The 11,853-nt window shown below is 69.0% G+C and carries 7 protein-coding genes; 4 read left to right on the plus strand and 3 right to left on the minus strand.

Annotated features, from left to right (window positions below; genetic code table 11):
• Nucleotide 1: 1 nt before the first annotated feature.
• From glpK to ACZ7EG_RS31120, 3 genes are all read right to left on the minus strand, one after another.
• Nucleotides 2-1,540, minus strand: a complete 1,539-nt coding sequence (gene glpK, locus ACZ7EG_RS31110) for a glycerol kinase GlpK (protein WP_389968953.1) — start codon at nt 1,538-1,540, stop codon at nt 2-4.
• An 81-nt stretch (nt 1,541-1,621) separates the two neighbouring features.
• Nucleotides 1,622-2,413 carry an MIP/aquaporin family protein gene (locus ACZ7EG_RS31115; RefSeq protein WP_031103756.1) on the minus strand — a complete coding sequence of 264 codons (792 nt, stop codon included), beginning with the start codon at nt 2,411-2,413 and terminating at the stop codon, nt 1,622-1,624.
• 260 nt (nt 2,414-2,673) lie between these two features.
• The gene (locus ACZ7EG_RS31120; RefSeq protein ID WP_471086118.1) at nt 2,674-3,447 is read right to left on the minus strand and encodes an IclR family transcriptional regulator; all 774 of its coding nucleotides are present in this window, start codon (nt 3,445-3,447) and stop codon (nt 2,674-2,676) included.
• A gap of 304 nt (nt 3,448-3,751) precedes the next feature.
• Here ACZ7EG_RS31120 and metH point away from each other — a divergent pair, with 304 nt between their 5' ends.
• The 4 genes from metH (at nt 3,752) to ACZ7EG_RS31140 (ending at nt 11,847) form a co-directional block, all read left to right on the plus strand.
• Entirely contained in the window at nt 3,752-7,267 is a 3,516-nt protein-coding gene (metH, locus tag ACZ7EG_RS31125) for a methionine synthase (protein ID WP_471086121.1), read from the plus strand.
• Nucleotides 7,268-7,438: 171 nt separating this feature from the next.
• Complete coding sequence (locus ACZ7EG_RS31130) at nt 7,439-8,140, plus strand: HAD family hydrolase (RefSeq protein ID WP_471086124.1); 702 nt, start codon at nt 7,439-7,441, stop codon at nt 8,138-8,140.
• A 409-nt stretch (nt 8,141-8,549) separates the two neighbouring features.
• On the plus strand, nt 8,550-10,154 hold the full coding sequence (locus ACZ7EG_RS31135) for an ABC transporter substrate-binding protein (RefSeq protein WP_471086127.1): 1,605 nt from the start codon (nt 8,550-8,552) through the stop codon (nt 10,152-10,154).
• Nucleotides 10,155-10,263: 109 nt separating this feature from the next.
• Nucleotides 10,264-11,847 carry an ABC transporter substrate-binding protein gene (locus ACZ7EG_RS31140; RefSeq protein WP_471086130.1) on the plus strand — a complete coding sequence of 528 codons (1,584 nt, stop codon included), beginning with the start codon at nt 10,264-10,266 and terminating at the stop codon, nt 11,845-11,847.
• The last annotated feature ends 6 nt before the right edge of the window (nt 11,848-11,853 follow it).

Raw genomic sequence — 11,853 nt, forward strand, 5'->3', positions numbered from 1 at the left:
CTTACTCCTCGTCCTCGAGCCAGCCCATGGTCCGCTCGACGGCCTTGAGCCAGTTCTTGTACTCACGGGCGCGGGTCTCCGCGTCCATGCGGGGGGTCCACTCGGCGGCCCGGCGCCAGTTGGCGCGCAGGTCGTCGGTGCTGTTCCAGAAGCCGACGGCGAGACCGGCGGCGTAGGCGGCGCCGAGGCAGGTGGTCTCGGCGACCATCGGGCGCACCACGGGGGCGTCCACGAAGTCGGCGAGGGTCTGCATCAGCAGGTTGTTGGAGGTCATGCCGCCGTCGACCTTCAGGGCGGCCAGCTCCACGCCGGAGTCCTTCGTCATGGCGTCGGCGATCTCCCGCGTCTGCCAGGCGGTGGCCTCCAGGACGGCGCGCGCGAGGTGCGCCTTGGTGACGTACCGGGTCAGGCCGGCGATCACACCGCGGGCGTCGGAGCGCCAGTACGGGGCGAACAGGCCGGAGAAGGCCGGCACGAAGTAGGCACCGCCGTTGTCCTCGACCGACAGGGCGAGGGTCTCGATCTCGGCGGCGGTGGAGATGAGGCCCATCTGGTCGCGCATCCACTGCACCAGCGAGCCGGTGACGGCGATCGAGCCCTCCAGGGCGTAGACCGTCTTCTGGTCGCCGATCTTGTAGCCGACCGTGGTCAGCAGGCCGCTGTAGGAGTTGATGATCTTGTCACCGGTGTTCATCACCATGAAGGTGCCGGTGCCGTAGGTCGACTTGGTCTCGCCCTCGGCGAAACAGGTCTGGCCGAACAGGGCCGCCTGCTGGTCGCCGAGTGCCGAGGCGACCGGGATGCCGCCGAGCAGGTCGCCCAGCTTCCCGCCGGTGATCTCGCCGTAGACCTCGGCGGAGGAGCGGATCTCGGGCAGGATCTGCTGCGGGACGCCGATGGACTCGCAGATCTTGTCGTCCCACTGCATGGTGTGCAGGTTCATGAGCATCGTGCGCGAGGCGTTGGTGACGTCCGTGACGTGCTTGCCGCCGTCGGTACCACCGGTCAGGTTCCAGATGACCCAGGTGTCCATGGTGCCGAAGAGGATGTCGCCCGCCTCGGCGCGCTCCTTCAGGCCGTCGACGTTGTCGAGCAGCCAGCGGGCCTTGGGGCCGGCGAAGTAGGAGGCGAGCGGCAGGCCCGTCTCGCGGCGGAAGCGGTCCTGGCCGACGTTGCGGCCGAGCTCGCGGCAGAGGGCGTCGGTGCGGGTGTCCTGCCAGACGATGGCGTTGTGGACGGGCTCACCGGTGTTCTTGTCCCACAGCACGGTCGTCTCGCGCTGGTTGGTGATGCCGATGGCCTTGATGTCGTCGCGGGTGATGCCCGCCTTCTCGATGGCCCCGGCGACGACCTCCTGGACGTTCGTCCAGATCTCGGTGGCGTTGTGCTCGACCCAGCCCGGCTTCGGGAAGATCTGCTCGTGCTCCTTCTGGTCGACGGAGACGATCCGGCCGTCCCGGTCGAAGACGATGCAGCGGCTGGAGGTGGTGCCCTGGTCGATGGCGGCGATGAAGGGGCCGGCGGTGTGCGCGTCGGTCACTGTGTCTCCTGGTAATTCCGGGTTTATGGGGCTTTACGTACGGCGCGTGCTGGAAGTTTCCCGCAGAGGAGGAAATCGCTCCTAGGCGAACGCGACGTTGTAGATGCCTGCCGCGATGGCGCCGCCGATCAGCGGACCCACCACGGGGACCCAGGCGTAGCCCCAGTCGGAGCCGCCCTTGTTGGGCAGTGGCAGCAGGGCGTGCACGATGCGCGGACCGAGGTCACGGGCCGGGTTGATCGCGTACCCCGTCGGGCCGCCGAGGGACAGGCCGATCGAGACCACGACGAGCGCGGTGATCAGGGCGCCGAGGTTGCCCAGGCCGTTGCCCTTGTCGTTCAGGCCCTGGGTGAGCACGGCGAGCACGAGCACGATGGTGCCGATGACCTCCGTCGCGATGTTCTGCCAGGCGACCCGGACCTCGGGGCCGGTGGAGAAGACGCCCAGCACGGGGCCGGCGCCCTTCTCGCGGGCCTCGACGGCCTTGGCCGTGTCCTGCGCACCCGGACCGCCGACTATCTCGCGGTCGGTGAGGTGGGCGTGGAACTGACCGTAGTAAGCGATCCAGACCAGGGCCGCGCCGATCATGGCGCCGAGGACCTGTCCGGCCCAATAGACCGGGACGTTCTTCCAGTCGCCGTCCTTGATGGCGATGGCCAGCGTCACGGCCGGGTTCAGATGGGCGCCGGACAGCGGCGCCGAGGTGTAGACGGCCGTGAGCACCGCGAAGCCCCACCCGAAGGTGATGGCGAGCCAGCCGGCGTTGCGTGCCTTGGAGGCCTTCAGCGTGACGGCGGCACAGACGCCGCCGCCGAGGAGGATGAGTATGGCGGTACCGATGGTCTCGCCGATGAAGATGTCGGAGCTGGACACCCGCGACTCCTTTGTCTTACGTCCAGGGAAGTTCGATACCGGCCTGGCGTTGTCACTCTAGCGCGTATTGCCGGTAGCTGTTCGACAATGTCGACCGATGGACGGGAGTCTTGCTTCGGCGTTACGAGCACGTCAAGAGCTGTGTTGTCGAAAATACGATCGTTACTGATCGCTGCGGTCCCAGGGATCTTTGCCGCAGGTGAGCGCGGGCATGCCGAGGACCGGAACGCCGTACGGCGCCCCGGTCCGCTCGTGTGCTGTCAGAACCGCCCGGCGCCCAGGTCCCGGGAGACCGCGCGGGCGCAGTCCCGCACCGCCGCGATCAGCTCCGGCCGCAGCGCTCCCTCTTCGTCGGACCGGCACAGCCGTTCCACGGCGCCGGTGATGCCGACCGAGCCGACCGGCATGCGCCGCCGGTCGTGGATGGGGGCGGCGAGGGAGGCCACGCCCTCCCAGGTCTCCTCCACGTCCGCCGCGTACCCCCGCGCGCGGGTGACGTCGAGGATGTGCTCGAAGTCCTCCGGCTCGCACACGGTCCGGTCGGTGAACGCCTTGCGGTCGGCCTCCAGCGCCTCGCTGTGGGCCACCGGGTCGTAGGCGGACAGCACCTTGCCCAGGGCCGTGGAGTGCAGCGGCTGCATGGCGCCGATCTCCAGCACCTGCCGGCTGTCGTCGGGCCGGAAGACGTGGTGCACGATCAGCACGCCCTGCTGGTGCAGGACGCCCAGGTAGACGCTCTCGCCGCTGGAGCGGGCCAGGTCGTCGGTCCACACCAGGGCGCGCGCCCGCAGTTCGTGCACATCGAGGTAGGTGGTGCCCAGGCGCAGCAGCTCGGCGCCCAGCTGGTAGCGCCCGGAGACGTCGTCCTGCTCCACGAAGCCCTCCTGCTGGAGGGTGCGCAGGATGCCGTGGGCGGTGCCTTTGGCCAGGCCCAGCGACGAGGCGATGTCCGACAAGCCGAGCCGCCGCTCGCCGCCCGCGAGCAGCCGCAGCATCGCGGCCGCCCGTTCGAGCGACTGGATGTTCCGTGCCATCGCCGTACTGCCTCCGTCCCCTTCGACCGCCGACGAGCGTCACCACAGCCCTCGTTCGGCAATGTCGAACACTACCGGTCGATGCCGACCTCTCGCTAATGGCCGGCCGCCATTTGTTGCGCCGGGATGACCGACGTGTCACCCGGACGGCCGTTCCGATGCCACCGGAGTCCGCCCCGTGGACGCGCTGCCCATCCAAGCCCACTCCCGGTTACGCTGGCGCGGTGCGCCCTTCCCCGGATGCCCCGTGGCAGTCCGGGAAGCCGCAAAGCCGACAGCCGTCGCATCCGAGGGAGCCTCTTTCATGGCCGCGTTGCCGCCGACCCCTTCCACAGACAGCCGGGCCCGTGTGTCCGCGCTCCGAGACGCCCTGGCCACCCGAGTGGTCGTGGCCGACGGAGCCATGGGCACCATGCTCCAGGCGCAGGACCCCACGCTCGACGACTTCGAGAACCTCGAGGGCTGCAACGAGATCCTCAACCTGACGCGGCCGGACATCGTCCGTTCGGTTCACGCCGAGTACTTCGGCGCCGGTGTGGACTGCGTGGAGACCAACACCTTCGGCGCCAACCTCACCGCACTCGGCGAGTACGACATCCCCGAGCGCGTCACCGAGCTGTCCGAGGCCGGCGCCCGGATCGCCCGCGAGGTGGCCGACGAGTTCACCCGCAGCACCGGGCAGCAGCGCTGGGTGCTCGGCTCGATGGGACCCGGCACCAAGCTGCCCACCCTCGGCCACACCACCTTCGGCGCCATCCGGGACGCCTACCAGCAGAACGCCGAGGGCCTGCTCGCCGGCGGCGCGGACGCGCTGCTCGTGGAGACCACACAGGACCTCCTCCAGACCAAGGCCTCCGTCATCGCCGCCCGCCGGGCCATGGAGGCCACCGGACACGCCGTACCGCTGATCGTCTCGGTCACCGTCGAGACGACCGGGACCATGCTGCTCGGCTCCGAGATCGGCGCGGCCCTGACCGCGCTGGAGCCGCTCGGCATCGACATGATCGGCCTGAACTGCGCCACAGGCCCGGCCGAGATGAGCGAGCACCTGCGCTTCCTGTCCCGGCACTCGCGCATCCCGCTGTCCTGCATGCCCAACGCGGGCCTGCCGGTGCTGACCAAGGACGGCGCGCACTACCCGCTGACCGCGCCCGAGCTGGCCGAGGCCCAGGGCACCTTCGTCCGGGACTACGGTCTCTCCCTCGTCGGCGGCTGTTGCGGCACCACCCCCGAGCACCTGCGTCAGCTGGTCGAGCGCGTCCGGGACGTCGCCCCCACCGAGCGCAGCCCGCAGCCCGAGCCGGGCGCGGCCTCCCTGTACCAGTCCGTGCCGTTCCGGCAGGACACCTCCTACCTGGCCATCGGCGAGCGCACCAACGCCAACGGCTCGAAGAAGTTCCGCGAGGCCATGCTGGAGGGCCGCTGGGACGACTGCGTGGAGATGGCCCGCGACCAGATCCGCGAGGGCGCGCACATGCTCGACTTGTGCGTGGACTACGTCGGCCGCGACGGCGTCGCCGACATGGAGGAGCTGGCCGGCCGCTTCGCCACCGCCTCCACCCTGCCGATCGTGCTGGACTCCACCGAGGTCGACGTCATCCGGGCCGGCCTGGAGAAGCTCGGCGGCCGCGCGGTGATCAACTCGGTGAACTACGAGGACGGCGACGGCCCCGAGTCCCGCTTCGCCAAGGTCACCGCCCTCGCCCAGGAGCACGGCGCCGCCCTCATCGCGCTCACCATCGACGAGGAGGGCCAGGCCCGCACCGCCGAGAAGAAGGTCGAGATCGCCGAACGCCTCATCGACGACCTGACCGGCAACTGGGGCATCCACGAGGAGGACATCCTCGTCGACTGCCTGACCTTCACCATCTGCACCGGCCAGGAGGAGTCCCGCAAGGACGGCATCGCCACCATCGAGGGCATCCGCGAGCTCAAGCGGCGCCACCCGAAGGTGCAGACCACGCTCGGCCTGTCCAACATCTCCTTCGGCCTCAACCCGGCCGCCCGCATCCTGCTGAACTCCGTCTTCCTCGACGAGTGCGTCAAGGCCGGCCTGGACTCGGCGATCGTGCACGCGTCGAAGATCCTCCCGATCGCCCGCTTCAGCGAGGAGGAGGTCCAGACCGCCCTGGACCTCATCCACGACCGCCGCGCCGAGGGCTACGACCCGCTGCAGAAGCTCATGCAGCTGTTCGAGGGCGCCACCGCCAAGTCCCTCAAGGCCGGCAAGGCCGAGGAACTGGCCGCCCTGCCGCTGGACGAGCGCCTGAAGCGGCGCATCATCGACGGCGAGAAGAACGGCCTCGAGGCGGACCTCGACGCGGCCCTGAAGGAGCGGCCCGCGCTCGACATCGTCAACGAGACCCTGCTGGACGGCATGAAGGTCGTCGGCGAGCTGTTCGGCTCCGGCCAGATGCAGCTGCCGTTCGTCCTGCAGTCCGCCGAGGTCATGAAGACGGCCGTCGCCCACCTCGAACCGCACATGGAGAAGACCGACGAGGCCGGCAAGGGCACCATCGTCCTGGCCACCGTCCGCGGCGACGTGCACGACATCGGCAAGAACCTCGTCGACATCATCCTGTCCAACAACGGCTACAACGTCGTCAACCTCGGCATCAAGCAGCCGGTCTCCGCGATCCTGGAAGCCGCCGAGGAGCACAAGGCCGACGTCATCGGCATGTCCGGTCTCCTGGTGAAGTCCACCGTGATCATGAAGGAGAACCTGGAGGAGCTGAACCAGCGCGGCCTGGCCTCCGGCTACCCGGTCATCCTCGGCGGCGCCGCCCTCACCCGTGCCTACGTCGAGCAGGACCTGCACGAGATCTACGAGGGCGAGGTCCGCTACGCCCGCGACGCCTTCGAGGGCCTGCGCCTGATGGACGCCCTCATCGGCGTCAAGCGCGGCGTGCCCGGCGCGAAGCTCCCGGAGCTCAAGCAGCGCCGGGTCAGGGCCGCGGCCCCGGCCGTCGTCGAGGAGCGCCCCGAGGAGGGGCACGTCCGCTCCGACGTCGCCACCGACAACCCCGTGCCCACCCCGCCCTTCCGCGGCACCCGCGTGATCAAGGGCATCCAGCTCAAGGAGTACGCGAGCTGGCTCGACGAGGGCGCCCTCTTCAAGGGCCAGTGGGGCCTGAAGCAGGCCCGCACCGGCGAGGGCCCGTCCTACGAGGAGCTCGTCGAGAGCGAGGGCCGGCCCCGGCTGCGCGGCCTGCTGGACCGGCTCCAGACGGAGAACATGCTGGAGGCGGCCGTGGTCTACGGCTACTTCCCGTGCGTCTCCAAGGACGACGACCTGATCATCCTCGACGAGCAGGGCAACGAACGCACCCGCTTCACCTTCCCGCGCCAGCGCCGCGGCCGGCGCCTGTGCCTGGCCGACTTCTTCCGGCCGGAGGAGTCCGGCGAGACCGACGTCGTCGGCCTCCAGGTCGTCACCGTCGGCTCGCGCATCGGCGAGCAGACCGCGCGGCTCTTCGAGGCCAACGCCTACCGCGACTACCTCGAACTGCACGGGCTGTCCGTGCAGCTGGCCGAGGCGCTCGCCGAGTACTGGCACGCGCGCGTGCGCTCCGAACTCGGCTTCGCCGGCGAGGACCCGGACGAGATGCAGGGCATGTTCGAGCTGAAGTACCGGGGCGCCCGCTTCTCCCTCGGCTACGGCGCCTGCCCCAACCTGGAGGACCGCGCCAAGATCGCCGACCTGCTCGAACCGGAGCGCATCGGCGTCGAGCTGTCCGAGGAGTTCCAGCTGCACCCCGAGCAGTCCACGGACGCCATCGTGATCCACCACCCGGAGGCGAAGTACTTCAACGCCCGCTGAGCAGCCCCTTCCGGTGCACGTCACAGCGGCCCCCGGCGTATCCACGGTGTGCCCGGCGGCACAGCTGCTAAACGAGGCACTTCGCTCACGGACGACGTAGACTGGTCGGTCCACCGCAGGCCGGTTCCCTTCGTGGGAGCCGGCCTGACCGTCCCTCAAGGAGGTACGTGGATGACCAGTACGGTCCCCGCACTCGGCACCCGGTCAGCCGAAGGGTCGGCCCTGCAGGCCGTGCTCCTCGACATGGACGGCACGCTGGTGGACACGGAGGGCTTCTGGTGGGACGTCGAGGTCGAGGTCTTCGCCTCCCTCGGTCACACACTCGACGAGTCCTGGCGCCATGTCGTGGTCGGCGGCCCCATGACCCGCAGCGCCGGGTTCCTCATCGAGGCCACCGGCGCCGACATCCCCCTCGACGAGCTCACCGTGCTCCTGAACAACGGCTTCGAGGACCGCATCGACAGCGCCCTGCCGCTGATGCCGGGCGCCGGCCGGCTGCTCGCCGAGCTGTACGAGTACGAGATCCCCACAGCCCTCGTCTCCGCCTCGCACCGGCGCATCATCGACCGGGTCCTCACCTCGCTGGGCGCCCACCACTTCAGCCTGACCGTGGCCGGCGACGAGGTGCCGCGCACCAAGCCGCACCCCGATCCCTACCTGGCCGCCGCCGCCGGACTGGGCGCCCACCCGGCCCGGTGCGCCGTCATCGAGGACACCGCGACCGGGGTCGCCGCCGCCGAGGCCGCGGGCTGCCAGGTCGTGGCCGTGCCCTCCGTGGCCCCCATCGCCCCGGCCCTGCGCCGTACGGTCGTCACCTCCCTCGAAGAGGTCGACCTGACATTTCTGCACGGCTTGATGACGGAAATGCGCTAGACGTTCACCCAGCGTGCAGCGGTGTTAGGGCGGCAATTCCGAAGGCGAATTCGAAGCTCTCCGGACGATCGAATTCCCGTACCTTCGAACCCGTTTACGCGTGTGACGTTCCCCACGCATTCCGGGCTCGACAGCCGATCCGGCATGTGCTGCGCGCCCCCTCCAGGGGGTCGTCGGCGTGCCCTTGTGTCCCGATTGATGGAACGCTGCACCAAAGCTTCCACTGTCGGGTTTTCGGTCTGTCCGCGCCCGGTTCCACAGCGTGATGGGTGCTCAACTCCGGTGGCTGCGAACCCTCCTGCCGGCCCGGACTAACCTCGTCGCGAGAACATCGCCCCACCCCCGTGATCGGCTGCGCCACCCCTGCATGCCGGGTACACGGAGTCGACAGCTCTGGAGAAACTCGAGCATGAACCGCAAGACTTTGGTGCTGCCGGCCGTGATCGGCCTGCTCGCGCCGGTGCTCGCCGCCTGCGGAGGGTCCGACAGCGGGAGCGGCGACGGCGACGCGATCGTTGTCGGCACCACGGACCGGTTCACCGCCTCGAAGGACGCCCCGGCGCCCCTCGACCCGGCCTACGCCTACGACGTCGGCACCTGGAACATCCTGCGCCAGACCGTGCAGACCCTGATGATCCAGCCGCGCGGCGAGGGCGAGCCGGTACCGGAGGCCGCCGAACGGTGCGGCTTCACCGACACCGGCAACGAGCGCTACGCCTGCACCCTGCGCGACGGCCTGAAGTTCTCCAACGGCAACGCTGTCACCGCGGCCGACGTGAAGTACTCCATCGACCGCGCCCGCACCCTCAAGGCCGACAGCGGCGTGTTCGCGCTGCTGTCCACCATCGACACCGTCGAGACCCAGGGCGACCGCGAGGTCATCTTCCACCTCAAGACCGCCGACGCCACCTTCCCGTACAAGCTGTCGACCCCGGTCGCCGGCATCGTCGACCCCGACGACTACCCGAAGAACAAGCTGCGCGACGGCTTCGACCTGGCGGGCTCCGGTCCCTACACCCTCAAGGCCGACGTCGAGAACAACGAGCTGGTCAAGGCCGAGTTCACCAAGAACCCCGACTACAAGGGGACCATCGAGGTGAACAACGACAAGGTCGACATGATGTCCTTCAAGGACGCCGACGCCATGGGCAAGGCGCTGGACAAGGGCGACATCGACCTGATGACCCGCGCCATGTCGCCGGATCAGATCCGCAAGCTCTCGGGCGACGCCGACACCGACATCGACCTCGTCGAGATGCCCGGCCTGGAGATCCGCTACCTGGGCTTCAACACCGACGCCCCGACGGTGAAATCCAAGGCCGTACGCCAGGCGATGGCCCAGGTCGTCAACCGCGGCGCGCTGGTCGCCAAGGTCTACGGCTCCCAGGCCGAGCCGCTGTACTCGCTGGTCCCGGCCAGCGTCACCGGCCACTCCAACTCGTTCTTCAACAAGTACGGCGAGCCGAACGTCACCAAGGCCCGTGCCCTGCTCAACCAGGCGAACATCACCACCCCGGTGAAGCTGACGCTGCACTACACCACCGACCACTACGGCCCGGCCACCAAGGAGGAGTTCGAGGTCCTGCGCGACCAGCTGAACTCCAGCGGCCTGTTCGACGTCGGTATCAAGGGCACCCCCTGGGACACGTTCCGCCCGGCCGAGAAGAAGGGCGACTACGACGTCTACGGCATGGGCTGGTTCCCGGACTTCCCGGACGCCGACAACTTCCTCGCGCCGTTCCTCGACGCCGACAACACGCTCGGCTCGCCGTACGACAACAGGCAGATCCGCAACACCCTGATTCCGGAGTCCCGCCGTGAGGCGGACCGGCTGTCCGCCTCCAGCAGCCTGACGGACATTCAGGACATCGTCGCCGGCGACGTGCCGGTGCTGCCGCTGTGGCAGGGCAAGCAGTACGTCGCCGCCCGCGACGACGTCACGGGTACCGCATACGCGCTCAACTCCGCCTCGACGCTCCAGCTGTGGGAGCTCGGGCGCGGCGTGAGCGGCTGACCGGACCCACTGGATCTCCGGGGCCCCTGACCGCGGCCCCCGGGGAACCGTGCCCCGGAGCCAGGAACACGCTCCGGGAGTTCTCGAGAACCGACGACAAGGCACACACGTGAACCTACGCAACCAGTGGCCGGTCCTGCCCATCGTGGCGGGACTCGCCTCCGGACTGCTGACCGGCTGTGGCACGGAGAGCGGAGACTCCGCGGGGGACGGCTCCAACGTGGTGGTGGGGATGTCCGACGACGTCCTGGCCACGGACCCGGCCTCCGGCTACGACCCCGGCTCCTGGCTGTTGTTCAACAACGTCTTCCAGTCCCTGCTGAGCTTCCCCAAGGGCGCCACGGAACCCCAGCCCGAGGCCGCCGAGACCTGCGCCTTCAGCGACACGCAGACCCGGGTCTACAAGTGCACGCTGAAGGACGGCCTCAAGTTCAGCAACGGTGACGCACTCACCTCCGAGGACGTGAAGTTCTCCTTCGACCGCATGCTGAAGATCAACGACCCCGACGGGCCCGCGATCATGTTCCCCACGCTCGACAAGGTCGAGACCCCGGACGAGAAGACGGTCGTGTTCCAGCTGAACACCGCCGACGCCACCTTCCCCAGCAAGATCGCCTCCGGCGCCGGTTCCATCGTCGACCACAACGAGTACGACGCGGGCAAGCTCCGCAAGGACGGCCGGGCCGTCGGCTCCGGCCCGTACAAGCTCGACTCGTTCGACGACGGCCAGGCCGTCTTCTCCGTCAACGAGAACTACGAGGGCACCGCCAAGGTGAAGAACACCGGCGTGACGCTGAAGTTCTTCGACGGCGACCAGACCGCCCTGAAGCAGGCCATCCAGAACGAGGAGGTCGACATCGCCTACCGCGGCCTCACCGCGGGCGACGTCGCCGACATGGAGAAGGCCGACGACGGCACCGGCACCGAGGTCGTCGAGGGCAGCAGCGCCGAGGTCCAGCACCTGGTGTTCAACATGGACGACCCGGTCGCCGGAAAGCTCGGCGTCCGCAAGGCCATCGCCCACCTGCTCGACCGCGAAGCCCTCATCAAGGACGTCTACCAGGGCACCGCCACCCCGCTGTACTCGATCATCCCGGCCGGTATCGCGGGCCACAACACGGCCTTCTTCGACACCTACGGCGCCCGCCCCTCCAGGGCCAAGGCCCAGGCCGCGCTGCGCGAGGACGGCATCACCGACAAGGTGAAGCTCACCCTCTGGTCCACCCCCTCCCGCTACGGCCCCGCCACCGACCAGGAACTGAACGCCATCGCCGGCCAGCTCAACGCCAGCGGCCTGTTCGACGCGAGCGTCAAGTCCGTCCCCTTCGGCCAGTACGAGAAGGACATCGCCGCCGGAAAGTACGGCGTCTACGTGAAGGGCTGGGTGCCGGACTACCCGGACGCCGACAACTTCACGGCCCCCTTCTTCGGCGAGGGCAACGTGCTGAGCAACAACTACGACAACAGCACGATCACCGGCTCGCTCATCCCGCGCACCGCCGCCCTCACCGACCGCGCCTCCACGGACAAGGAGTTCGGGGAACTGCAGGACATCGTCGCCGACGAACTCCCCGTCCTGCCGGTGTGGCAGGCCAAGCAGTACGCGGTCGTCCGCGACGGCGTCTACGGCCTCGAGTACTGCCTCGACGCGTCGACGGTGTTCCGCTTCTGGGAGCTCAGCAAGGACGCCTGACGCACC

It is taken from the genome of Streptomyces sp. NPDC037100 (genome assembly GCF_055606225.1).

Coding starts and splice junctions, on each gene's coding strand:
- ACZ7EG_RS31120 (WP_471086118.1), bottom strand. CDS start 3,447: ATGGCACGGAACATCCAGTCGCTCGAACGGGCGGCCGCGATGCTGCGG.
- metH (WP_471086121.1), top strand. CDS start 3,752: ATGGCCGCGTTGCCGCCGACCCCTTCCACAGACAGCCGGGCCCGTGTG.
- ACZ7EG_RS31130 (WP_471086124.1), top strand. CDS start 7,439: ATGACCAGTACGGTCCCCGCACTCGGCACCCGGTCAGCCGAAGGGTCG.
- ACZ7EG_RS31135 (WP_471086127.1), top strand. CDS start 8,550: ATGAACCGCAAGACTTTGGTGCTGCCGGCCGTGATCGGCCTGCTCGCG.